The 23,975-nt window shown below is 73.0% G+C and carries 16 protein-coding genes; 10 read left to right on the forward strand and 6 right to left on the reverse strand.

Annotation, left to right across the window (positions count from 1 at the left end; all coding sequences use genetic code 11):
• Positions 1 to 35 precede the first annotated feature (35 nt).
• Positions 36 to 1,010: an EamA family transporter gene (locus ACMCNO_RS11195; RefSeq protein WP_412749340.1), complete on the reverse strand. Its 975-nt coding sequence runs from the start codon at positions 1,008 to 1,010 to the stop codon at positions 36 to 38.
• 22 nt (positions 1,011 to 1,032) lie between these two features.
• On the reverse strand, positions 1,033 to 1,839 hold the full coding sequence (locus tag ACMCNO_RS11200; RefSeq protein ID WP_412749341.1) for an SDR family NAD(P)-dependent oxidoreductase: 807 nt from the start codon (positions 1,837 to 1,839) through the stop codon (positions 1,033 to 1,035).
• A gap of 60 nt (positions 1,840 to 1,899) precedes the next feature.
• On the opposite strand from ACMCNO_RS11200, the gene ACMCNO_RS11205 reads away from it, so the two are divergent.
• The 9 genes from ACMCNO_RS11205 to ACMCNO_RS11245 all read left to right on the forward strand — a co-directional run bounded on the left by ACMCNO_RS11205 (position 1,900) and on the right by ACMCNO_RS11245 (position 15,168).
• Positions 1,900 to 3,876: an amino acid transporter gene (locus ACMCNO_RS11205; protein WP_412749342.1), complete on the forward strand. Its 1,977-nt coding sequence runs from the start codon at positions 1,900 to 1,902 to the stop codon at positions 3,874 to 3,876.
• Between the two features lie 505 nt (positions 3,877 to 4,381).
• Positions 4,382 to 4,876, forward strand: coding sequence for an SAV_6107 family HEPN domain-containing protein (locus ACMCNO_RS11210; RefSeq protein ID WP_412749343.1), 495 nt, complete (start codon positions 4,382 to 4,384; stop codon positions 4,874 to 4,876).
• A gap of 171 nt (positions 4,877 to 5,047) precedes the next feature.
• Positions 5,048 to 5,770 (forward strand): hypothetical protein, encoded by a 723-nt coding sequence (locus tag ACMCNO_RS11215; protein ID WP_412749344.1) that lies wholly within the window; start codon positions 5,048 to 5,050, stop codon positions 5,768 to 5,770.
• Complete coding sequence (locus ACMCNO_RS11220) at positions 5,767 to 7,653, forward strand: DNA polymerase Y family protein (RefSeq protein ID WP_412749345.1); 1,887 nt, start codon at positions 5,767 to 5,769, stop codon at positions 7,651 to 7,653. Before ACMCNO_RS11215 ends, ACMCNO_RS11220 begins: the two co-directional genes overlap by 4 nt.
• A 174-nt stretch (positions 7,654 to 7,827) precedes the next feature.
• A complete protein-coding gene (locus tag ACMCNO_RS11225; RefSeq protein ID WP_412753670.1) occupies positions 7,828 to 11,217 on the forward strand; it encodes an error-prone DNA polymerase in 3,390 nt (1,129 codons plus the stop codon).
• 117 nt (positions 11,218 to 11,334) lie between these two features.
• Positions 11,335 to 12,081, forward strand: a complete 747-nt coding sequence (locus tag ACMCNO_RS11230; RefSeq protein WP_412749346.1) for a methyltransferase domain-containing protein — start codon at positions 11,335 to 11,337, stop codon at positions 12,079 to 12,081.
• Positions 12,078 to 13,310 carry an alkaline phosphatase family protein gene (locus ACMCNO_RS11235; protein WP_412749347.1) on the forward strand — a complete coding sequence of 411 codons (1,233 nt, stop codon included), beginning with the start codon at positions 12,078 to 12,080 and terminating at the stop codon, positions 13,308 to 13,310. Before ACMCNO_RS11230 ends, ACMCNO_RS11235 begins: the two co-directional genes overlap by 4 nt.
• A gap of 38 nt (positions 13,311 to 13,348) precedes the next feature.
• Positions 13,349 to 14,647 carry a DNA polymerase IV gene (locus ACMCNO_RS11240; protein ID WP_412749348.1) on the forward strand — a complete coding sequence of 433 codons (1,299 nt, stop codon included), beginning with the start codon at positions 13,349 to 13,351 and terminating at the stop codon, positions 14,645 to 14,647.
• 134 nt (positions 14,648 to 14,781) lie between these two features.
• Positions 14,782 to 15,168: a DUF3040 domain-containing protein gene (locus ACMCNO_RS11245; RefSeq protein ID WP_412749349.1), complete on the forward strand. Its 387-nt coding sequence runs from the start codon at positions 14,782 to 14,784 to the stop codon at positions 15,166 to 15,168.
• A gap of 225 nt (positions 15,169 to 15,393) precedes the next feature.
• Here the strand turns inward: ACMCNO_RS11245 and ACMCNO_RS11250 are convergent, their stop codons facing one another.
• The 4 genes from ACMCNO_RS11250 to ACMCNO_RS11265 all read right to left on the reverse strand — a co-directional run bounded on the left by ACMCNO_RS11250 (position 15,394) and on the right by ACMCNO_RS11265 (position 20,405).
• On the reverse strand, positions 15,394 to 15,576 hold the full coding sequence (locus ACMCNO_RS11250; protein WP_412749350.1) for a hypothetical protein: 183 nt from the start codon (positions 15,574 to 15,576) through the stop codon (positions 15,394 to 15,396).
• A 100-nt stretch (positions 15,577 to 15,676) separates the two neighbouring features.
• Positions 15,677 to 18,139, reverse strand: coding sequence for a DUF3488 and DUF4129 domain-containing transglutaminase family protein (locus tag ACMCNO_RS11255; protein WP_412749351.1), 2,463 nt, complete (start codon positions 18,137 to 18,139; stop codon positions 15,677 to 15,679).
• On the reverse strand, positions 18,136 to 19,428 hold the full coding sequence (locus ACMCNO_RS11260; RefSeq protein WP_412749352.1) for a DUF58 domain-containing protein: 1,293 nt from the start codon (positions 19,426 to 19,428) through the stop codon (positions 18,136 to 18,138). The genes ACMCNO_RS11255 and ACMCNO_RS11260 overlap by 4 nt, the downstream gene beginning before the upstream one ends.
• 2 nt (positions 19,429 to 19,430) lie before the next feature.
• A complete protein-coding gene (locus ACMCNO_RS11265) occupies positions 19,431 to 20,405 on the reverse strand; it encodes an AAA family ATPase (protein WP_412753671.1) in 975 nt (324 codons plus the stop codon).
• Between the two features lie 420 nt (positions 20,406 to 20,825).
• Between ACMCNO_RS11265 and ACMCNO_RS11270 the strand changes: the two genes are divergently transcribed.
• A complete protein-coding gene (locus ACMCNO_RS11270; protein WP_412749353.1) occupies positions 20,826 to 23,744 on the forward strand; it encodes a M36 family metallopeptidase in 2,919 nt (972 codons plus the stop codon).
• The last annotated feature ends 231 nt before the right edge of the window (positions 23,745 to 23,975 follow it).

The raw sequence follows: 23,975 nt of genomic DNA on the forward strand, positions 1-23,975 counted from the left end.
CCGTCGTGCAAGCGGATAGCCGGTTCGCATCAAGGTCAGGCTTCGCCGGGTCGGGCCGCGGTCGCCAGCGGTTCGGGGGAGAGCGGCTCGGACTCGGGGGTGATCCGGGCGGTCTCGGCCAGCGTGACCCCGGCCAGCACCAGGGTGCCGCCCGCGAGCTGGGCCGCGTTCAACGCCTCCCCGCTGCCCAGCGCCAGCCACGCGACCGCCGCGGCGATCACCGGCTCCACCATGCCGAGGATGCCGACGCTGGTCGCGGGCAGGTGCCGCAGGGCACCCGCCACCAGCATGTACGGCACGATCGAGCCGAACAGCACCACGGAGCAGCAGAGCAGCGCCACCGGGATGCCCGCCTCGGTGCGCGACAGCGCGCTCCAGTCGGCCGTGCCGGGCCGGACCGCCTGGATCAGCAGGCCCGCCGCGGCCGCCGCGGCGAACGCCCAGGTGGTCAGCGACAGCGTGTCGCGCTGCTGCACGCCGCGGGCGCCCAGGACGTAGTAGAACGCCAGCAGCACCGCCGCGCCCGTCCCGGCGGCCACCCCCAGCCCGTCGAGGCTCAGGTCGCCCCAGACCTCGGCGACACAGCCCAGCCCGGCGAGGCTGAGCACCAGCCCGGCCCACAGGCGCGGGCGCACCGGCTGGTGCTGGCCGAAGCGCGCCCACAGCGCCACGAGCAGCGGGGCCATGTATTCGAACAGCAGGGCGATGCCGACCGGCATCCGGCTGATCGCGACGAAATACAACATGGGTACGAGGCAGAAGCCGCTCACGCCGTACACGAGAAGCAGGGGGATCTCGTGGCGGCGCAGCGTGAGCCGCCGCGGGCCGGGCGGGATCAGCAGGCTCAGGACCAGCAGGCCGGCGAACGCGCCCGCGGCGCGCAGCAGGGTCAGCTGCGGTGCGGGCACCCCAGCACGCAGGACGAGCTTGGACACGGTCCCGTTGACCGCGAACAACGCCCCGGAGGCGAGCACCATCGCGACGCCGAGCGCCGGCCTACGTCCTGTCACGGGTCGAGGGTACCGGGACTCCTTACAAGCCGACGGCCTTCGCGCTGGTCTCCCACAGTCTGGCGGCCACCGCCGGGTCCGCGGCCTTACCCTTCGGGCGGGCGGTCCGGTGCCCCACGTAGTAGGCGCCGTCGGTCAGGCCGTCCTCGGTGGCCAGCCACACCAGCAGCGCCCCGGCCTTCTCGGGCGTGGTCAGGAACGGCGCATAGCGGTAGAACAGGCGGAACATCGGACCGTCGCCGAAGTTGCTGCGCACCACGCCGGGATGGAACGACACCGAGACGATGTCCGGCCAGCGCCGGGCGGCCTCCGCGGCGAACGCGATGTTGGCGGCCTTGCTGCTGCCGTACGCCTGCCACATCCGGAACCGCTCCGGCGACGAGACGAAGTCCTCGGGGTCCAGGTCGCCGCGGGAGTGCGCGTCCGAGGCGGTATTCACCACCCGGCCGTCCCGCAGATGCTCCCGCAGCAGGCTGGTCAGCAGGAACGCCGCCAGATGGTTGGCCTGGATCGTCGACTCGTAGCCGTCCACGGTGCGGCGGTAGGTGGCGGTCATGCCGCCCGCGTTGTTGGCCAGCACGTCGACCTTCGGGTACGCGCCGAGCACGTGGTCGGCCAGCCGGCGTACGTCGTCGAGGACCGCGAAGTCGGCCCGCATCGCGTCCGGCTCGCGGCCGCCGCCGGCCTCGCGGACCTGCCCGACCGCGTCGGCCAGCCGCTGCGGATCGCGGCCCACCATGACCACCTGGTCACCACGCTGGGCGAACAGCTTGGCCGCGGCCAGCCCCACCCCGGAACTCGCGCCCGTGACCACGACGGTGCGTGTCATCCGTACCCTCCCCTGGGTCTTGGGGGTTGAAGTCGCCCCCATGGTGCATCCTGATACCCGATGAGCACCGATATCCATGTCCCAGCCTGTGTAGATCGTGCGGATGCCGTGCCGCCGCCCAAGCATGCGGTGGGCCGGTGGCTGCTGCAGCACCGCGTTCAGCCGACCGGGCCCGAGTCGGAGGAGGGGCACGGCCAGCCGCAGGCGTGGTGGAAGGTGATGTGTCTCACCGGCGTGGACTACTTCTCCACGCTGTCCTACCTGCCGGCCATCGCCGCGCTGGCGGCGGGCGCGCTGTCGCCGCTGGCCACGCTGCTCATCGTGGCGCTGACCCTGTTCGGCATGCTGCCCATGTACCGGCGGGTGGCGCGGGAGAGCCCGCACGGGCAGGGCTCGGTGGCCATGCTGGAGCACCTGCTGCCGTTCTGGCGCGGCAAGCTGTTCGTGCTGGTGCTGCTGGGCTTCGTCGCCACGTCGTGGATCATCACGATCACGCTGTCCGCCGCGGACGCCACCGTGCACATGGTGGAGAATCCGGTCTTTCCGGACTTCCTGCACGGGCGCAACGTGCTCATCACGGTCGTGCTGCTGCTCGTCCTCGGCTTCGTGTTCCTGCTGGGCTTCAACGAGGCGGTCGGCCTGGCCATCCCGCTGGTCGCGGTCTTCCTCGCCCTCAACGCGGTGGTCACGGTGGCCGGCATCGGCGAGGTGATCAGTACGCCCGGAGCCTTCTCGGCGTGGACGCACGCGCTGACCGAGCACGGCACCGGGTTCTTCGCCATCCTCGGCCCGTCGATCCTCGCCTTCCCGGCGCTCGTGCTCGGCCTGTCCGGCTTCGAGACCGGGGTCAGCATGATGCCGCTCATCGCCACCGAGGGAAAGACCCCCGAGCAGCGGCTCGACCGGCGGATCCGCAACACCCGCAAGCTGCTCACCGTGGCCGCGCTGATCATGAGCGTCTACCTGATCGCCACCAGCTTCGTCACCACCGTGCTGATCCCGCACAAAGCGTTCGAGGAGGGCGGCCCCGCGTACGGGCGGGCGCTGGCATACCTGGCGCACGAGCTGCTCGGCGAGGCGTTCGGCACGGTGTACGACATCAGCAGCGTCCTGATCCTGTGGTTCGCCGGTGCCTCCGCCATGGCGGGCCTGATCAACATCGTGCCGCGCTACCTGCCCGGCTACGGCATGGCCCCCGAGTGGGGCCGCGCCGTACGCCCGGTGGTGCTGGTCTACACGGCCGTCAGCATCGGCATCACGCTGCTGTTCCGCGCGGACGTCAACGCGCAGGCGGGGGCGTACGCCACCGGCATCCTGGCGATGATGGTCTCCGGCGCGGTGGCCGTGACGATCTCCGCCGCGCGGGCCCGGCAGCGCCGCGCCACGGTCGGCTTCACGATCCTCACCCTGGTCCTGCTGTACGCGCTGGGCGACAACATCATCGAGAAGCCGGACGGCATCGCCATCTCGGCCGTGTTCGTGGCCGCCATCATCGTCATCTCGCTGATCTCGCGGGTCACCCGGACCACCGAGCTGCGCGCGGAGCGGATCGAGTTCGACGACGACGCCCGGCGCTTCATCGCCGACTCCATCGCCCACGACGGCGAGCTCAACATCGTCGCCAACCGCCGCCAGGCCGGCGACCTCGCCGAGTACGACGCCAAGGAACGCGAGCAGCGCGGCATGAACCCGGTGCCCCGCGCCGCCGACGTGCTGTTCCTGGAGATCGACGTGATCGACCCGTCGGCGTTCAGCAACGCGCTCAAGGTGCACGGCGTCGAGGTGGAGGGCCACCGCATCCTGCGCGCCCAGAGCCCGGCCGCCCCGAACGCGATCGCGGCCGTCCTGCTGGCGCTGCGCGACGCGACCGGCGTGCGGCCGCACTGCTACTTCGAGTGGGCGGAGGGCCGCCCGCTGGTCCACCTGCTCCGGTATCTGCTGCTCGGCCGCGGGGACACCGCCCCGGTGGTACGCGAGATCATCCGGGCCAGCGAGCCGGACCCGGGCCAGCGCCCCGGCATCCACGTCGGCGGCTGACGCCGAGTCACCCTCGCGCCCTTCCCGGTCTCGGGCCGCTTCGCCGGTTGCGCCGTGTTTTCCCAGGCGGCGGGGTGCTTTTGCCCCGGCGCCGGGCCCGTGCGGGAGTCGCCGACGGGCCCGGCCCTGGCCGGGCCCGTCGATGTTGCGTTTTTGTCGGAGGGGGGTGTTACTCTCTCCCTAAGTTAGAACGGGTGTTCGATTGGTTCGAACGTTCGTCCTAGCGGCGCGGGAGCGGTGATTCGCGGCTCGGCTCCCGAAGTGCGGCACCCGCGAAGTGCCGCACGCGAGGTCCGGGCATTCGCGGGTCCGGCCCTCACCAGGCAGGATCGTCGTCCGCCGCCCTCGACCCCCGGGCGGCGGGCGGCGAACCCGCCGGCTCGTCCGGCCGGGTGTGGTGTGGGGAAGCATCCACATCCGGCCGGCGCGCCCTGGACCGCTGTGTCTTCCTCCGCAGCGATCGGTTCGACCAGCACGTCGGATGCGACATACGCGAGGAGAGATCATGGTGAGCCACTCGGCGTCGAGTGTCATGCAGACGCCCGCGCCGGCACACGCGCCGACGGCGGGGCTCGAGGCGCCCACCGTCCCGGCGCACATGCTGCCGCATCGCACACCCCCTCAGCTACTGGCCATCGCCCGGCAGGGCCTGGCCGAGGCGGCGCAGACCCGTCCCGACGGCCTGCGCTACGCCGCCGCGCACCTGGCCGCCCTGCGCGCGGCCGCCGCGGTGCTGGCCGCCCGCGCCCGCCCCGCCGCGCCGAGCCGGCGCAGCCGGGTCACCAGTGTCTGGTCCCTGCTCGTGCTCGTCGCCCCCGACTTCGGCGAGTGGGCCGGCTACTTCGCCCTCGGTGCCGGGAAACGGGCGGCCGCCGAGGCCGGCATTCCCCGCGTCGTCACCGCACGCGAGGCCGACGACCTGCTCCGCGCGGCCGAGCAGTTCGTCGCGGTGGTCGAGTCCTCTCTGGGCCTGAGCTACCAGCCACCCTTGGCGGCCTGACCAGCTTTCCCGGTCCGGCCTTCCCCGGCCCGGGCGGCCCCGGGCAGGCGGCTTGCGCCCCGATGCGCTCCCCGGCTCACACGTCACAGATGTCAGTCCAGATCCTGTGCCGCTGACCTCGGACTCCCGAGGTGGTCGCACACGATCGTCGAGAGTTTTGAGCGGGGCAGCATGGCGGGGCGCATGATCAATGGTGCGGCCGCCCTGGCTGAGCTGGTACGGGCAGCCAGCGACGCCGACGAGCCGGGCGTGCACCGGGTACTGCCGGTACTGCCGGAGCTGAGCGGCCTGCTCCCCGGCCGGGGACTGCGCCGGGGCAGCACCGTCGCCGTCGCCGGGGGCCGCCCCATGACCGGCTGCGGCAGCACCTCCCTGCTGCTGGCGCTGTTGTCCGCGGCCTCGCGCTCCGGATCCTGGTGCGCGGTGGTCGGCGTGCCCGCGCTGGGGGCGCTTGCGGCGGCCGAGAGCGGAATCATCCTGGACCGGCTCGCGCTCGTGCCCAATCCCGGTCCTGAGTGGCCCACCGTGGTCGCCGCCCTCATCGACGGCGTGGACGTGGTCGCCGTCGCCGTACCCGGCCCGGTGTCCGGGTCCATCGCCAACCGGCTGGCCGCCCGGGCCCGCCAGCGCGGCTGCGTCCTCGTGCCGTACGGCCGCTGGGACGGCGCGGACGTCACCCTGCAGGTCCGGGACGGGCGCTGGGAGGGCCTCGGCGCCGGGCGGGGACGGCTGCGCCGCCGCGAGGTCACCATCACGGCGCAGGGGCGGGGCGCCGCCGCCCGTCCCAAACGGATGACGATGTGGCTGCCGGGCGTCGGCGTGGTGTCATCTCCCGATGCCGCGCCGGGTCCGCAGGACGGCGGGCGGCCGGCGCTGGCGGTGGTGCACTCATGAGCGACCCGGCCGCCCGGTCCGGCGGGAGGGGCGCCCGGCTGGTCGATACCGGCGATCGGGGCGGTGCGGCCGGTCCGCGGACGCTGCTCGTGTGGTGCCCGGACTGGCCGGTCATCGCCGCCGAGATCGTGGACGGGGTGCCCGCCGCCGAACCGGTGGCGGTACTGCGCGCCAACCGGGTGCTGGCGTGTTCCGAGTCCGCCCGCGCGGACGGGGTCCGGCGCGGGCTGCGCCGCCGCGAGGCGCAGAGCCGGTGCCCGCACCTGACCGTCGTCGAACACGACCCGGGGCGCGACGCGCGCGCGTTCGAGCCGGTCGTGGCCGCGGTCGAGGAGGTCGCGGTGGGGGTGGAGGTGATCCGGCCGGGCGCCTGTGCGCTGGCCGCGCGCGGGCCCGCCCGGTACTTCGGTGGCGAGCAGGCGGCCGCCGAGCGGATCGTCGAACACGTCGCCCAGGAGTGCGCGGTGGAGAGTCAGATCGGCATCGCGGACGGGATGTTCGCGGCCGGGCTCGCCGCCCGTACCGGGCAGGTCGTGGCGCCGGGCGGCACCCGTGCGTTCCTGGCGGGTGTGCCGGTCGAGGCGCTGGAGCGGCCGGAGCTGGCCGACCTGCTGCGCCGGCTGGGGGTCGGGACGCTCGGCGACTTCGCGGCCCTGCCGGCCGGGGACGTGCTGACCCGGTTCGGCTTCGACGGGGCGCTCGCGCACCGGTGGGCGGCGGGCTTCGACCACCGGCCGCTGGCGGTCCGTAAGCCGCCGCCGGACCTGGACGTCACCCAGGAGTACGACGAACCGCTGGAACGCGTCGACGTGGCCGCGTTCGCCGGTCGCGCCCTCGCCGAGCGGCTGCACGAGCGGCTCGCCGCGTACGGGCTGGCCTGCACCAGGCTCGGCATCGAGGCGATCACCGCCGACGGGCAGGAACTGCACCGGGTGTGGCGCCACGACGGCATGCTCACCGCGGCCGCCATCGCCGAACGGGTGCGCTGGCAGCTCGACGGCTGGCTCACCGGGGCCCGCCGCGGCGGCCCGGCCCGGCCCACCGCCGGCCTGATCCGGCTGCGGCTGATCCCCGACGGCGTGCTCGTCCACCTCGGACTACAGCCCGGCCTGTGGGGTGACACCGGCGCCGACCGGGAACGGGCACACCGCGCGCTCAGCCGCATCCAGGGCCTGCTCGGCCCCGAAGCGGTGGTGACCCCGGTGCTGGGCGGCGGCCGGTCCGCCGACGACCAGGTGCGCATGGTCCCGTGGGGGGACGAGCGGGTGCCCACCCGCCCCGGCACCGAGCCCGCCGACCCGTTCCCGTTCGTCGATCCCGCCGTGGGGAGAGCGGGACCGTCCCCGGCGCCCCCGCCCGCCCCCGCCCGCCCTTGTCCGCCACAGCTCACCACCGCTTCTCAGCGCGGTGCTGCTTCCCGGCGCAGCACCGCCCAGCGGCGGGTCGACGCGGAGTCCCGGCGTCTGGCCACGCTCCCGCCGTGGCCGGGTCGACTGCCCAAGCCGGCTCCCGCCCTGGTGCTGCCCCAGCCGCTGCCCGCCGTGCTCCTCGACGCCGACGGCGAGCCGGTCCGGGTGAGCGCCCGCCTGGAGCTCTCCGGCATGCCCGCGCGCCTTCTCATCGGCACCACCCCCGCAGGCGGCGGGACCGGCCGCACCGGAGGCGCTGGCGGCACCGGAGGCGCTGGCGGCACTGGCCGCACCGGAGGCGCCGGCGGCGTCGAGATTGTCGGCTGGGCGGGGCCGTGGCCGGTGGATGAACGCTGGTGGGCCCCCGCCGAAGCGCGCCGCCGGGCCCGGTTCCAGATCGGCCTCGCGGACGGCCGGGCCCTGCTCCTCGCCCTGACGGGCGGTCACTGGGCGATCGAGGCGATCTATGACTAGTGCGGTGACCACCAAGGTTGACCGGGTTCCGGCCAGCGCGGGCCAGCTTCACGACGGTATCGACCAGACGCCCGCTTCCCGCCGACCGGACCTTGGAGAGTTCCGGTTAGGAGCTGACCCGAATTCAACAAGATCGGTATTGAACCCATGGGCGACCGGCTCGAGGGGTGGGCGGTGAGCTTCCACAATCCGCGGATGCCGTGGTCGGAGCTGGAGGGCAGGCTCAGCGGCCGGACGGTCGGCAAGCGCCGCACCGACCGGCCGGACGCCCCGGCGCCGCAACGCCACCTGTACGCGGTCGACCCGCTCGCCGTGGACGCCGACGGCGGCGACTCACCCGCGTGGAGCCGTAAGCGCCAGCCGTACACCGCCGCGCCGGCGCTGGTGCGCGGCGACGACCCGGTTCCGTACGCGGAACTGCACTGCCACACGAACTTCAGCTTCCTGGACGGGGCCAGCCATCCGGAGGAGCTGGCCGAGGAGGCGACCCGGCTCGGCCTGCGCGGGCTGGCGGTCACCGACCACGACGGTTTCCAAGGTGTGGTGCGGTTCTCCGGGGCGGCCCGGGAGCTGGGCCTGCCCACGATCTTCGGGGCGGAGCTGTCCCTGGACCTGTCCAAGCCGCAGAACGGCGAGCCCGATCCGGAGGGCCGTCATCTGCTGGCGCTCGCCCACGGGCCGGAGGGCTACGCGCGGCTGGCCAGCACGATCTCGCGCGCCCAGCTGGCCGGCAAGGAGAAGGGCAAACCACGGTACGGGGACTTGGAGCAGATCGCCGAGGTGCTGCGCGACCACGTGCTGGTGCTCACCGGGTGCCGCAAGGGCAGCGTCCCGCGGGCGCTGGCCACCGGTGGCACGGTCGCAGCGGCCCGCGAACTGGACCGGCTCGTCACCCTGTTCGGGGTGGACAACGTGGCGGTGGAGCTGACCAGCCACGGCGACCCGTACGACGACGACCGCAACGACGCGTTGGCCGGGCTGGCGGCGGCCCGGCGCCTGCCGGTGGTGGCGACGAACAACGTGCACTACGCGACGCCGGGGCGGCGGAGGCTGGCCACCGCGCTGGCGGCGGTGCGGGCGCGGCGCAGCCTCGACGAGATCGACGGGTGGCTGCCCGCCGCGGGCGCCGCGCACCTGCGCAGCGGCGCGGAGATGGCCCGGCGCTTCGCGGCGTACCCGGACGCGGTGCCGAATGCGGCCATGTTCGGCGAGGATCTCGCGTTCGACCTGAACCTGGTGGCGCCGAAGCTGCCGGACTTCCCGATCCCGGAGCCGGGACACACCGAGATGAGCTGGCTGCGCGAGCTGACCATGCGTGGCGCCCGGGAACGCTACGGGCCGCCGCAGGCGCACCCGAAGGCGTATGCGCAGCTGGAGCACGAGCTCAAGATGATCGAGGAGCTGGAGTTCCCGGGCTACTTCCTGGTGGTGTACGACATCGTCCGGTTCTGCCGGGAGAAGAACATCTACTGCCAGGGCCGGGGTTCGGCGGCCAACTCGGCGGTCTGCTACGCGCTGCGCATCACCAACGTGGACGCGGTCGAGTACGACCTGCTCTTCGAACGTTTCCTCGCCCCGGAACGGGACGGCCCGCCGGACATCGACGTGGACATCGAGTCGGACCGCCGCGAGGAGGTCATCCAGTACGTCTACGAGCGGCACGGCCGCGAGCACACCGCCCAGGTCGCCAACGTGATCACCTACCGGCCCCGGTCGGCGGTACGGGACATGGCGAAGGCGTTCGGTTTCTCGCCCGGCCAGCAGGACGCGTGGAGCAAGCAGATCGACCGGTGGGGCAGCGTCGCCGCGGTCGACGTCGACGACATCCCGGAGCAGGTGGTCGAGTTCGCCAACGAGGTGCAGAACTTCCCCCGGCACCTGGGCATCCATTCCGGCGGCATGGTGATCTGCGACCGTCCGATCATCGAGGTGTGCCCGGTGGAGTGGGGCCGCATGCCCGGGCGGACCGTGCTGCAGTGGGACAAGGACGACTGCGCGGCCATCGACCTGGTGAAGTTCGACCTGCTGGGGCTGGGCATGCTGTCGGCGCTGCACTACGCGTACGACATGATCGAGTCCGATCTGGACATCGGCACGATGCGCCTGGACGACCCCGAGGTGTACGAGATGCTGTGCCGGGCCGACTCGGTCGGGGTGTTCCAGGTGGAGAGCCGCGCGCAGATGGCCACGCTGCCCCGGCTGAAGCCGAGGGAGTTCTACGACCTGGTGGTCGAGGTGGCGCTGATCCGGCCCGGGCCGATCCAGGGCGGCTCGGTGCACCCGTACATCCGGCGCAAGAACAAGAAAGAAGAGGTCACCTACCCGCATCCGCTGATGCGCAACGCGCTGGAGAAGACGCTGGGGGTGCCGCTGTTCCAGGAGCAGCTCATGCAGCTGGCCATCGACGTGGCCGGGTTCAACCCGGCCGAGGCCGACCAGTTGCGCCGCGCGATGGGCTCGAAACGCTCCGCGGAGAAGATGGACCAGATCAAGGAGCGACTGTACGCGGGGATGGCCGCGCGCGGCATCACCGGCGAGCTCGCCGACGACCTGTTCGTCAAGCTGTCCGCGTTCGCCAGCTACGGCTTCCCGGAGAGCCACGCGATGAGCTTCGCCTACCTCGTGTACGCCAGCGCCTGGCTCAAGCGCTACCACCCGGCACCGTTCTGCGCGGCGCTGCTCAACGCGCAGCCGATGGGCTTCTACTCGCCGCAGTCGCTGGTGGACGACGCCCGCCGGCACGGCGTCGAGGTGCGCCGCCCGGACATCAACCTCAGCGACGCGGCCGCGACGCTGGAGTCGACCCCGCAGACCCGGTGGGGTTCGGCGCCGGGGGAGCCGCCGCACGCGTGGGGGCTGGGCGGCCCGGCCGTCCGCATGGGGCTGTCCAGCGTCCGTACCGTCGGCGAGGAGCTGGCCGAGACGATCGAGCGCGAGCGGGCGAACGGCCCGTACCGGAACATGGCGGATCTCGCCCGGCGGACCGGATGCTCGGCCGCCCACCTGGAGGCCCTCGCCACCGCGGACGCCTTCGCGGGTTTCGGCCTGTCCCGGCGCGAGGCGCTGTGGGCGGCGGGCGCGGCCGCCCAGGACAAGCCGGACCGGCTGCCGGGCACGGTCACCGGCACGGACGCCCCGATGCTGCCCGGGATGTCCGAGATGGACCGTCTGGTCGCGGACGTCTGGGCGACCGGGCTGTCCCCCGAGACCCACCCCGCGCAGTTCCTGCGCGCCCAGCTGGACGCCGCGGGCGCGCTGCCGGTGGCCCGGCTGGGCCGCGTGGAGGCGGGCACCCGGATCCGGGTCGGCGGGATCGTCACGCACCGGCAGCGGCCCGCCACCGCGGGCGGGGTCACGTTCGTCAACCTGGAGGATGAGACCGGCATGCTCAACGTCACCTGCTCGCCCGGCCTGTGGCAGCGCTACCGGCGGGTGGCCCGCACCAGCGCCGCGCTGCTGGTACGCGGGCGGCTGGAGAAGAGCGAGGGGGTGCTCAACCTGGTGGCCGACCGCCTCGACGTGCTCACCCCGCCGGTCACCCCGGCATCCCGCGACTTCCGCTGACCTGACCGCCGGTCGCCTCGGCATCCCCCGACTTCGTTGACCGCACCGGCGACGGCTCGCGGCGACACCAGGCCCGCGACCCGGGCGGGGGCTGCCCGCGGCCGATACGCTGCCCGGGTGGACAGCACATCGACGCGCCCGGCCCGGCCCCTCGTCACCGCCCGCACCGCGGCGGTCTGGCAGGTGCTGCGGCGCGAGCAGGAGCGCCAGGACGGCCGCGAGCTGACCGTGCTCGACGTCGGCGGCGGCACCGGTGGCTTCGCGGTGCCCCTGGCCGAGGCCGGGCACCGGGTCACGGTCGTCGACGCCAGCCCGGACGCGCTCGCCGCGCTCGACCGCCGCGCCGCCGACGCGGGCGTGGCCGACCGGGTGCGGGCGGTGCAGGGCGACGGCGACGCGCTCGGCGGCCTGGTCGCGCCGGGCAGCGTCGACCTGATCCTCTGCCACGCCGTCCTCGAGGTGGTCGACGAGCCCACCGAGGTGGTCGCCGCGATCACGGCCGCGCTGCGGCCCGGCGGCGCGCTCAGCCTGCTCGTCGCCGGCCGCGCCGCGGCGGTGCTGGGCCGGGCCGTCAACGGCCACCTGTCGGCGGCGGCCGCCCTGGTCGACGACCCCGAGGGCCGCGCCGGGCCGCGCGACACACTGCGCCGCCGCTACGACGCCACCAGCGCGACGGCGCTGCTCACGGCCGCGGGCCTGACGGTCGAGGAAATTCACGGGGTACGCGTGCTGGCCGATCTGCTGCCCGCGGCGGTCGTCGAGTCGGATCCGCAGTTGCTGCTGGACCTGGAGCTGTCCCTGGCCACCCAGCCGCCGTTCCGCGACATCGCCGCCCAGCTGCACCTGTTCGCGCGGCGCCCGTGACCGTGCCCGCAGACCAGGCATCCGGGGCATCGCCTGCCGATCCGGCGCCCCTCGTCGTCCCCGCGGATCACCTGCCGGTCGACGCCCTCGCCCCGATCCGTCCCGCGTACGGCACGGGCAGCCTGGCCGACCTGCTGCCCGGTGTCTGCGCGGTGCTCGGCGTGCCGGGCGCGGCGGACGTGCTCGGCATCGGCGAGCACCTGGCCGGTATCGAACGCGTCGCGGTGCTGCTCGTCGACGGCCTCGGCACGTACCAGTTGCCGGTGGCCGCGCCGCACGCTCCCGTACTGGCCGGGCTGGTCGCGGGTGGTCCCGGCCGGGTCCGGACCCTGACCACCGGGTTCCCGTCCACCACGCCGGTCAGCCTGGTCAGCCTCGGCGCAGGCGTGCCGCCAGGGGCGCACGGGATCCTCGGCTTCACCGTCCGCAAGCCGGACGGCGGCATCCTCAACCACATCCACTGGGACGACGACCCGGACCCGCGCGTCTGGCAGCCCGTGCCGACCCGGCTGGAGGCCGCCGCGGCGGCGGGGGTCGCGGTCACCGCCGTGACCCGCCCCGAGTACGAAGGCAGCGGGCTCACCGTGTCCGCGAACCGGGGCGGGGTGTTCGCCGGGGCCTCCGACCACGGCGCGCTGGCCGACCGGATGCTGGCCGCGTTGCGGGCCGGGGACGGCCCCGCGCTGGTCTACGGCTACCACCCCGACCTGGACCGCACCGGCCACGAGGACGGGGTGGACTCGGCCGCCTGGCGGACCGCGGCGCGTGGGGTCGACGAGCTGCTGGACCGGCTGGTCACCGGCCTGCCGTCGGGCGCGGCGCTGCTCGTCACGGCCGACCACGGCCAGCTCAACGTGCCCGCGGACGCCCGCCTGGACATGGCGGACGACCCGGCGCTGTCCGTCGGCGTGACCGCCGTGGCCGGGGAGCCACGGGTGCGTTACCTGTACACCGCGGACGGTGCCCGCGACGACGTGGCCGCCGCCTGGCGCGAGCGGCTGGGCGAACGGGCCTGGGTGCTCACCCGCGACGAGGCGATCGCGCAGGGCTGGTTCGGTCCGGTGCCGCCCGGGCACGCGGGTCGCATCGGCGACGTCGTGGTGATCTGCCTGGACCGTACGGTGGTGCTGGCCTCCGAGTGGGAGCCGCCGATCCTGGGGCGGCTCGTCGCGTACCACGGGTCGGTGACCGCCGCCGAGATGACCGTGCCGCTGCTGACCGTCCGCTGATCGGGTTTCTGTCGTACCCGGCGGTTAGGTTCGCGGGCGTGGGACGCAGCCAGGCGATGCGCAGCGGCGGGCGCGACCCGCGTTTCGGCCCCGCGGCCGACGACGCGGGCTGCCCGGTGCTGCACGTCGACATGGATGCGTTCTTCGCCTCGGTCGAGGTCCGCCGCCGCCCCGAGCTGCGCGGCAGGCCGGTGGTGGTCGGCGGGGTCGGCCCGCGCGGGGTGGTCAGTTCGGCCAGCTACGAGGCCCGCAGGTTCGGGGTGCGCAGCGCCATGCCCGCCGCGCGGGCCCGCGCGCTCTGCCCGCACGCGGTCTTCCTGCCACCGGATTTCCCGGCGTATGCGGCGGCCTCCGAGGCCGTGATGGCCGTCTTCCGCGACGTCACGCCGCTGGTGGAGCCGCTCTCGCTGGACGAGGCGTTCCTCGACGTGGCCGGCGCGCGGCGGCTGCTGGGCAGGCCCGCCGCCATCGCCCGCCTGATCCGCGAGCGTGTCCTCGAGGAGCAGCGGCTCACCTGTTCGGTCGGGGTCGCGCCGAGCAAGTTCGTCGCGAAGCTGGGCTCCACCCGGGCCAAGCCGGACGGGATGATCGTCGTCCCGCAGCCGCTGGTGCTGGATTTCCTGCATCCGCTGCCGGTCGACGCGCTCTGGGGGGTGGGTGAGCGCGCGGCCGAGACGTTGCGACGGCTGGGCCTGGCCACGGTCGGCGATCTCGCCCGGGCGCCGATCGGCATGCTGCGCCGCGCGGTGGGCGAGGCCGCCTCGGCACATCTGCACGAGCTGTCGTGGGGCCGGGATCCGCGCCGGGTCGAGCCTGAGCACGTGGAGAAGTCGGTGGGCGCCGAGCTGACCTACGACACGGACGTGTCCGACCCGGCGGTGATCCGGCGCAGCCTGCTGGCGCTGGCCGAGAAGGTGGCGGTCCGGCTGCGCGCGGGCGGCCTGGTCGGGCACACCGTGTCGATCAAGATCCGGCTGGCCGACTTCCGGACGGTGAGCCGGTCCCGCACAATGCCATCCGCCACGGATGTGGCGCGAGAGATTTTCGCGATCGCAGTGGCGCTGTTCGATGCTTATGGTGCCACCGAGCACATCCGCCTCATCGGGGTCCGGATGACCGGTCTGGCGTCCGCCGCGACCGCGTCCCGGCAGCTCACGCTGGGTGAGCCGGAGCGCGGCTGGCGTGAAGCCGAGGCCGCCTCGGACGCCGCAGCGGCCCGCTTCGGGGCCGGAATCGTCGGTCCAGCCAGTCTTTTGGGACGAACCGATCTTCGGAGGACCGAAAATCACCCCTACTCGGCGGTCGTCCCGCTTTCCGACCCGCCAACCCCCTCGTAGACTCGAAGGAAGGCAGCCGAACGGCTGTCTTGAGTCATCGGTCACACTCAGTTGTCCGGCGCACCTCGCCTGCCGGTCATACTGCAGTACCCGACCCCGCCTGGGGGCCGGACATGCGCCCGGGGAGGAATGCCGTGCCGCTCTCGGAGCACGAGCAGCGGCTGTTCGATCAGATCGAGCGGTCGCTTGCCGAGGACCCCAAATTCGCCTCGGCTGTGCGGGCCAGTGACCCGCGGTTCCACGCACGGCGCCGGATCCTGGTCGCCGCCTTCGTGATGATCGCTGGCCTGGCGCTGCTGGTATACGGCGCGGTGAGCAGCAATACGCCGCTCGGCGTGGCCGGATTCGTCGTCATGCTCGGCGCGGCCGCCTTCGCGATGCAGTCACGCCGTCGCGCGCAGGCCCCCGACCTGCACGCCGTCGGCGGCACCGCCAGCCGCCGCACCCGGCAGGCCCGCAAGGCGGGTCTCCTGGACCGCCTCGAGGATCGGTGGCGCCAGCGGCCGGATGGTCAACGCTGACGCGCTGACCATCGCTCGGCGACGACTGGCGGCCAGAACGGCCGCCATTCGCCTTTCTACGCGTGAAGTGGCCCATAGGGCGCGACGTGCCCGGGGGTGTGCGGAAGCCCGGACGGGGCCGCTTGCCGGCGCGAGCCTGGTTGACTGTTCAGACGTCGGCGAGCTTGAACCTGCCCGGATAGCTGCGCTCTCCGAACGCTGCGGCACCGGTTCGTCGTTCTGCCGCTAGTCGATGATCACGTCGCGTAGGACGGCTTCCAGGCCGGTCGGGGCCTCGAACTGAGAGGTCGCCAGCCAGGACAGCGACGGGAACTCTGCGCAGGTGGCGACGAACTCATGGTCCTCGGCCGACCACCGTACGCGGTACGTGTCATGCGACACGTTGGGGGCGCCGGCAGTCTCCGTCACGGGGTCTCCTCCTTCGTCTCCAGCTTGTCGATCGCCTTGGGCACCTGGCGTGCCTGCTACGGCAGTACCAAATCGGGGAGAGCTCGGCGAGGGGCCCGGGTCAGCGGGCCCGGCCGGGGAGGAGGCGGCGGGGGCTGAAGCGGGCCATCACGTCGCGGCCCCGCCCGAGCGCGCCGATCCAGCGGGTCGAGCGGTCCGCCATCCCCAGCCGCCAGCGCAGCAGGACCGACGGCGGCAGCAGCACCGCGGCGATCCTGGTGCGCCGCCGCGCCGTCCGGGCCAGGCCCTTGCGGACGTGGCCGAGCGCGTCGGTCAGCTCCCCGCCCTGCAGGGGCGCCCGCGCGTACCGGGCGCGTTCCTCGGCCCGCCCGAGCAGGGTGGCCGAATCGGCGGGGGTGCCGGTGAGGGAGGCGTCGCGGACCAGACGGCCCGCGGTGACCCGCGGGGTTTCCGTGGGGTCCACCGGCACCCGATAGTCGATCATCGTGTCGACCAGCTCGTCCCAGGCGGCGTGGGCGTCCTCGCGGGCCCGTACCGTCTCGGTGGTGACCGTGACCTCGGGCGAGCCCGGCGGCCCGGCGCCGGCCGCGACCGCCGGCTCCCGGGGAATGGTGGCGTGGTGGCGCCGCCGGCGCCGCAGGGCCCGCAGGGTGGCCGGGACCAGCAGCATCGCGACCAGCAGGGCGCCGATCGCAACCGACCACAGCGGGGTCGAGGAGCCCGCGTCCGGTGCGGTCGTGCCGGCCGCGCCGAGGTCGCGGTCGATCTGGCTGCGGCCACGGCGGTCGACGTCCTCGGTGCCGCTGGACGGGTTCACCCCGGGGGCGAGGGCGGTGCTCGACGTGGAGGCGGAGGGGGTGGGGCGGTCGACGTCGGGCGCCCAGTCGGTCCGGCTGGACCCCTGCACTCCGGCGGCGGGGGTGGCGTCGAACGGCACCCAGCCGAAGCCCTTGAGGTACACCTCGGTCCAGGCGTGCAGGTTGCGGTTGGTGAGCACGTACGTGTCGCCGTCGCGGTTGCTGCCGCGGGTGAAGCCGAACGCCACCCGCGCCGGGATCCCGGCCTGCCGGACCATCCACGCCATCGCGGCCGCGTACTGCTGGCAGAAGCCGATCTTGTTCTTGAGGAAGGTGGCGATGTCGGAGCCGGAGGTCCCGGACTGGGTCTGCAGGCTGTAGACGAAGCCGTTCTCCCGGGAGAAGTGCTTGTAGATCGCCATGATCTTGTCGTAGTCGGTGCGCTGACCCTTGATCAGCTTGCCGACCAGCTTGGCCACCTGGTCGTCGCGGGGCACCGCGGTGAACTCCGTGCGCAGCGGATTGTCCCGGCCCAGCGGTTCGGCGTCGCGCAGGGCCGCCGGGGTGAACCGGGCCCGCACGTAGTCGAACGAGTACTTCTTGCCCTTGGTGGTCGTGCGGTTGGAGTAGAAGACCTGCATGGTCGGGTCGTATGACCAGCCGCCGTCGAGCTTGTCGGTGCCGACGACGGTCGAGTAGACCGGCGCCAGCGGCATGTTGAGGCTGTTCGTGACCTGGACGGTGGCGTGGTAGCGCTGGTACGCCGGTACGTCGGTGTCGGCGACCGTACGCGGGTCCGGCAGCCCCTTGCCCACCGGCCTGCCGTTGGGGGCGCGGTTGGTGAAGCCCTGGTCGGTCACCACGTCGGCGACCCCGAAGCGCAGGTAGAAGGGGTCCGTTTCGGTGGTGGTGACCCGGACCATCTCGGTGGTGCCGGACTGGGCGAGCTGCCCGCTCAGCGACGCGAACAGGTTGACCCGGCCGTTTCCGCCGTTGCCGAACCCGCCCGGGCCGGCGCCCGCCCCCGCCTGGGTCAGGCTCGACAGCAGCCCGTTGGTCAGTCCGGGCACGGCCAGCGGCAGCAGGACGGCCACGGCCACGCCGATCACGGCGAGGCGGCGGCCCGCGGCGGCCAGCGGCGAGGGCTCCCACACGTCGACGTCGCGCCCGTCGCCGGTGAATCGGCGCCCGAAGCGGCGTACCCGGTCGACGTTGTCGGCGACCAGCAGCCACAGGAACCCGGCCGCGCCGATGATGAACGGCAGCACCGGCACGCTGTCGACGTACACCGCCACGGGCACGGAGTAGATGGCCAGCATGGGGAGCCCGGCCAGGGCGGGGCGGCGCAGCACGACCGTGATGAGGTCGACTGCGATGGCCACCGCGCCGATGCCCAGGACCGCGACGAACAACAGGCCGTCGAGATCGGGCACGGGTACGGCGTACGCGCGGGTGTCGGTGCCGGCTTCGGCGAAGAGCTTGCCGAAATGTTCCAGGGTGTCCGGTGTCGGCACCATCGACAGCAGTTCGTCACCGCTGGGGAACATCCAGGTGAGCACGAACAGCAGCACCGTGACCATGCTCAGCGCCTGCGCCCAGGTGGGGAACCGCAGCGTACGGGCCAGCACGGCGGCGCCCGCGATGAGCGCGACCAGGAGGACGCACTGCATGAGCCAGGTCCACGAGCTGAAGATCGCCGACAGCGGCGCGGCGGCCAGCAGGGTGGCCGTGGCCGCGACGATGCCCAGCCGGCGGCGCCCGGTCATCGCACGCCCCCGGCCACGGTCTCGGCCATCGCGGCGCGCCACGCGAAGCCCTGCGAGCCACGGGCGGCGGCCGGCCACAGCGCGGGCAGCGCGTCGCCGTGCGCCACGGGCACGGAACGCCAGCCGCTGCGCACCAGCGCCAGCGTGGCCGCGCCGTGCGCCTTGTCGGCTTCGGCGCGGTCCTGCTCGCTCATGGTCGCCCAGGTGGTGCTGTCGATCGGGAACCCGATGCAGGTGGCGCCGTTGCCGCGCAGGCCGCTGAGCACCTCCGCCTCGGGCACGGTCAGCGATCCGAACAGGCCGATCACGAGGCCGCCGTCGGAGCGCCGGCGCACCTGCTCGACCAGGGTCGAGATGTCACCGGCCTGCGTGAGCGCGACGTCGGCCAGCGTGTCGAGGATGATCCCCTCGCCGTCGGTCGCGTCGATGTCGACGCCGGAGCCGGTGACCAGGCGCAGCTTGTACCCGGACTGGCGCAGGTGTACCGCGATGCTGGCGGCCGCGGAGACGGCCCATTCGAAGCTGGCGGTCGGCCCCTCGCCGCGGTGGGCGTAGAGGCGGGTGTCCAGCACGACCGTGGCGCGGCTCTCCCAGGGCTGCTCCTCGCGGCGCACCATCAGCTCGCCCGTACGGGCGGTGGAGCGCCAGTGCACCCGGCGCAGGTCGTCGCCGCGCCGGTACTCACGGGTGGCGGCGTCGTCCTCGCCGTGCACCGCCACGGAGCGGGCCCGGCTCTCCCCGGTGCCGTTGTACTCGCCCGCCAGCCGCACCGAGGGCAGCGCCACCACCTGCGGGATCACGGTGAGCTTGTCGACGCTGGGGAAGGAGCGGTTCAGCTCGCACAGCCCGAACGGGTCGGTCAGCCGGATCACCAGTGGCCCGATCGCGTACCGGCCGCGCACGTCGGCGCGCACCGTGTACGCCACCGAACTGGCCTGGTGGGCGCCGAGGCGTTCCAGCACGACGCGGGGGCGGCTGCCCAGCGCGTACGGCAGCCGGTCCTCCAGCATCAGGGTGCCGGTGGGCAGCCGGGACATGTTCTGCAGGCGCAGGATGACCCGGGCGCTGGTGCCGACCGGGGTGCGGCCGGGGTCCAGCGAGCGGGTGCAGGCGAGCTTGTACCGGCTGCGCCCGACGTACGCGGCGGCCAGCAGCGGCAGCGCCGCCAGCAGCACCGCCACCCGCAGCAGGTCCCGTTCGCCCAGCACGAACGCGGAGACCGCCGCGGCCGCCGCGGCGGCCAGGAACGAACGGCCTCTGGTCGTCAAGCCCCGGAGGGCTTCCCGCATGCTCATCGCCCCCGGGAGTCGAAATGTGCCCGCCCGTCACCGGCGGTGCGGGTGTCGTACGGCGAGCGGGCCCGGTCGTGCGGCAGCGGCAGCCGGTGCACGATCTCGGCGACGATGGCGTCCGTGGTGCGCCGGTTCAGCTGCGCGTCCGCGGTGGGGATGATGCGGTGCGCCAGCACCGGGACGGCCAGCGCCTGCAGGTCGTCGGGCAGCACATAGTCGCGGCCCTCCAGGGCGGCGACCGCCTTGGCGGTGCGCAGCAGCTGCAGGGTGCACCGGGGCGAGGCGCCCAGGCGGATCTCGGGGGCCTCCCGGGTCGCGGTGACCAGGGCGATCGCGTACTGCTGGACCGCGTCGGCGGCGTGCACGTCGCGCACCGTGGCGATCAGGCGGCGCACCAGGGCGGCGTCGGCGACCGCGCGCAGGGCGTTCAGCGGGTCCACGGCGCCGTGGCCGTTGAGCATGGCCAGCTCGGCGCGCGGGTCCGGATAGCCCATGGCGATACGGGCGGTGAACCGGTCGCGCTGCGCCTCGGGCAGCGGGTACGTGCCCTCCATCTCCATCGGGTTCTGGGTGGCGATGACCATGAACGGCGACTGCAGCTCGTACGTGGTGCCGTCGACCGTGACCTGCCGCTCCTCCATGCACTCCAGCAGCGCGGACTGGGTCTTGGGCGAAGCACGGTTGATCTCGTCGCCGACCACCAGGTTGGCGAAGACGGCGCCCGGTTTGAACTCGAAGTCCCGAGTTTCCTGGTTGTAGACGCTGACGCCCGTGACGTCACTGGGCAACAGGTCCGGGGTGAACTGGATGCGGCGCACGGAGCAGTCGATGGAGCGGGCGAGCGCCTTGGCGAGCTTCGTCTTGCCGACGCCGGGCACGTCCTCGATCAGCAGGTGGCCCTCCGCCAGAAGCACGGCGAGCGCCAGCCGGACCGTCGCACTTTTGCCCTCGATGACCTGTTCGATATTGGCCATGATGGCTTCGCTGGCGGCGCGGAACTCGTCGCTCGTCAGCGGGCCGCCGGGCTGGTCCCAGGATGGCGTTGTCAACGGGCCTCCTCCAAGTACGTTCATGGCCTCCCCGTGCTTTACGCAGAGAAGGACCCGAAGGTTCGCGGGCGGCCGGCGGTCCGTGGGCCTCCGGCGCTCGCCGCCCGTTCTCACAGGTTATCCCGGCCGCGACACCCCGCCGAGCCGGTCGAACGGGCCCCTTACGGACAGCGATTACACGGACACGCATATCGACTGGATAAAGAAGCGGACATCGGTCTAGTTATATTTGCCGATCTCCATGATCGTCCCATCCACGGGCCACAAGACGTGGGGTGGGATCCGGCGCGGGGGTTATGGGACTCGGCGGGCGGCACCACCTGAGCCCGTTCGAGAGGGGCCTTAATGAGACCGTTGTCAGCACCGTCGCTGAACCGGCGGTGGTGGGCAGCAACCGCCGGTGTCGTCCTGCTCGCGGGGCTACTCCCCGCCCAGGCGCACGCCGCGCCGCAAGCCCGGGGCGCCGTCGGCGCCGCCGACCAGAACGCCGCAGGCGAGGAACTCGCCAACTACGATTCCCGGACCGCGCTGACCGCGCCGGCCCGGCCCACCGTCTCCAGCAAGGCCGCGGGCCTCGCCGCGCAGCGGATGGCCGCCGCGGCCAAGCCCGGCAGCCCGGCGCGCACGCTGCGCGACCAGCTCGGCCTGCTGGGCATCGTCGACCTGGACAACGCCACGGGTACGCCGCGGCGGGTCGCCAAGCTCGACGGTTTCCTGACCGGCACCAGCCGGAAGAAGCCGGAGGCGGTCGCGCTCGACTACGTCAAGGCGCACGGCGACGTCTTCGGCCTCGGCGCCGCCGCGGTCGAGCAGTTGAAGCTGCGTAAGGACTACGTCGATGTCGCGGGCACCCACCACCTGAGCTTCATCCAGAGCGTGGACGGCGTGCCGGTGTTCGGTAACGGGCTCAAGGCGCACGTCGCGAAGGACGGCCGCCTGATCCAGGTCGACGGCTCCCCGCTGGCCACCCTGCCGGGCAGCACCGGCAGCAGCAAGCTCACCGCGGCCAAGGCCCGCGAGGCGGCGGTGCAGAACGTCCTCGGCGACTCCACCGCCAAGGTCACCACCGCGGCGGCCGGGCCGACCAAGGCCACCGGGTTCGCCGACGGCGGCAACGCCCAGCTGGTGATGTTCCAGACCGCGACCGGCCCGCACCTGGCGTGGCGGGTCGTCACGCTTGACGAGGGCTACGTCCACGTCGTCGACGCGGCCGACGGCACCGTGCTGTACCGGCAGAACACCGTGCAGCGCGACAGCGGCTCGGCGTTCCCGAACTACCCGGGCGCGCCCGCGGGCGGCAAGCAGATCAGCGTCGACCTCGGCAAGTGGCTGCCGAACAACTCGCCGCGCCTGGCCGGCAACGTCGCGCACGTCTGGTCCGATGTCGACGACAACAACAAGGCGAGCGCGAACGAAGAGGTCGCCCCGGCCGCCAAGCGCAGCTGGAAGTTCCCGTTCACCGACTTCAGCGCCGCGGCCGCGGAGACGGGCTGCGCCGCCGCGTTCCCGTGCTCGTGGGATCCGAAGACGCCGGACTCGTGGCAGAAGAACCGGGCGCAGAACGCCGTCCAGCTCTACTACTTCCTCGGCCTGTGGCACGACCACCTGAAGGCCGCCCCGATCGGCTTCACCCGGTCCGCGGGCAACTTCGAGGCCGTCGATGACGACGCGGTGCAGGGCCAGGCCATGGACGGTGCCAACACCGCCAACGGGCTGCCCGACCCGAGGCACGTCAACAACGCGAACATGAACACCCCGCCGGACGGCACTGCGCCGACCATGCAGATGTACCTGTTCCAGCCGGTCGACGGCGGCCCGTTCATCGCGGGCAACTCGGGCGACGACGCGGACATCGTGTTCCACGAGTACACCCACGGCCTGTCCAACCGTCTGGTGGTCGACGCGAACGGCGTCTCGACGCTCGGCTCGATCCAGGCCGGTTCGATGGGCGAGGCGTGGAGCGACTGGTACGCCCTGGACTACCTGGTGGGCAAGGGCCTGGAGAAGGACACCGCCAAGGTCGGCGACCTGCGCATCGGCCGTTACGTCGGCAAGGACCAGAACCTGATCCGTACCGAGCCGGTGGACTGCCCCGTGGGCGCCACCTCCGCGGACTGCGCCGGCACCCCGGGCGCCGGTCCGGGCGGTTACACGTACGGCGACTTCGGCCGGGTCGCGGGTCGGCCGGAGGTGCACGCGGACGGCGAGATCTGGGCGCAGACCCTGTGGGACCTGCGTACCGCGATCGGCAGCAAGAAGGCGCTGCAGCTGGTGACCCGGGCGATGGAGCTGTCCCCGGCCAACCCGTCCTACCTGGACGAGCGCAACTCGATCCTGCAGGCCGACACGGTCGTCAACGGCGGCAGGCTGAGCGCCAAGATCTGGAACGTGTTCGCCAAGCGCGGCATGGGCTACTTCGCCGGCGCGATCGACGGCGACGACGCCCAGCCGGTCGAGGACTTCTCCCTGCCGCCGGCGCCGGGCACCCCGCGCGGGACGCTGACCGGCAAGGTGACCGACGCGGACACCAAGGCCCCGCTGGCCGGTGCGGTCGTGGGCTTCGGCGGGCACGCGTCCGGCTTCGCCGGTGACTACGTGGCTACCGCCGCGGCGGACGGCACGTACACGATCACCGACATCCTGCCGGGCACCTACCCGAAGGTGTTCGTGCGGGCCCCGGGCTACGACACGCAGTCGCGGACCGTGTCGGTGGCCGCGCGGGCCAACGTCGCCGACTGGTCGGTGCGCCGCAACTGGGCGTCGACCGGCGGAGGCAGCAAGGTCAGCTCGTTCACCGGCGTCGACTACACCGAGTACGGGTGTGGCCCGGCCGCACTGTTCGACCAGTCCCAGGGTTCCGGCTGGGTCTCCGACGCCAAGCTCACCCAGACGCCTGGCACCGCGATCGAGCCGCGCACGGTCGTGCTGGAGCTGCCGAAGGCCGTCGACGTCGCGGCGCTGACGATCAACCCGACGGCTGCCTGCGGCGACGGCGGCAGCGCCTCCACCGGCGACTACCGGCTGGAGACGTCGACCGACGGCGTCACCTGGACCGTGGGCTCGCAGGGCCACTTCACCCCCGCCGACCGCAAGGTCAACACGGTGGCGCTGGCGGCCGGCAGCGGCACCGGCGTGAAGTTCCTGCGCTACACGATGCTCAGCACCCAGGTCGCCGACCTCCAGGGCACCTGCCCGGGCAACTTCAGCGGGTGTGAGGACGTGGACTCCACCGAGATCGGGGTGTACGGAAACCCCGCGAGCTGAGTCTGGCCGAGGCGCTCCGGTCGTCCGTCTCCTTCGGACGGCCGGAGCGCTTTGCCGTTGCTGGGCGTGAATGCGCACGTGCGGAGCGTTTCCACCTGTTACCAGACGTCATGTCATGGTCACGAATATCGAACAGGTAACGAACTCGATAACGGTCTAGTTATCTCCGCGCATGGAGATGAACATCACCCATCGACTGGCCACAACGTGAGGTGGTTCCGGCGCGGGGGC

It is taken from the genome of Krasilnikovia sp. M28-CT-15 (assembly GCF_047159595.1).
Taxonomy (GTDB): Bacteria; Actinomycetota; Actinomycetes; order Mycobacteriales; family Micromonosporaceae; genus Actinoplanes.

Bases quoted from the DNA above. Each gene is read 5' to 3' on its own strand.
- ACMCNO_RS11215 (WP_412749344.1), top strand. From the start codon at position 5,048: ATGGCGGGGCGCATGATCAATGGTGCGGCCGCCCTGGCTGAGCTGGTA.
- ACMCNO_RS11205 (WP_412749342.1), top strand. From the start codon at position 1,900: ATGAGCACCGATATCCATGTCCCAGCCTGTGTAGATCGTGCGGATGCC.
- ACMCNO_RS11210 (WP_412749343.1), top strand. From the start codon at position 4,382: ATGGTGAGCCACTCGGCGTCGAGTGTCATGCAGACGCCCGCGCCGGCA.
- ACMCNO_RS11260 (WP_412749352.1), bottom strand. From the start codon at position 19,428: ATGCGGGAAGCCCTCCGGGGCTTGACGACCAGAGGCCGTTCGTTCCTG.
- ACMCNO_RS11270 (WP_412749353.1), top strand. From the start codon at position 20,826: ATGAGACCGTTGTCAGCACCGTCGCTGAACCGGCGGTGGTGGGCAGCA.
- ACMCNO_RS11220 (WP_412749345.1), top strand. From the start codon at position 5,767: ATGAGCGACCCGGCCGCCCGGTCCGGCGGGAGGGGCGCCCGGCTGGTC.
- ACMCNO_RS11200 (WP_412749341.1), bottom strand. From the start codon at position 1,839: ATGACACGCACCGTCGTGGTCACGGGCGCGAGTTCCGGGGTGGGGCTG.
- ACMCNO_RS11265 (WP_412753671.1), bottom strand. From the start codon at position 20,405: ATGGCCAATATCGAACAGGTCATCGAGGGCAAAAGTGCGACGGTCCGG.
- ACMCNO_RS11255 (WP_412749351.1), bottom strand. From the start codon at position 18,139: ATGACCGGGCGCCGCCGGCTGGGCATCGTCGCGGCCACGGCCACCCTG.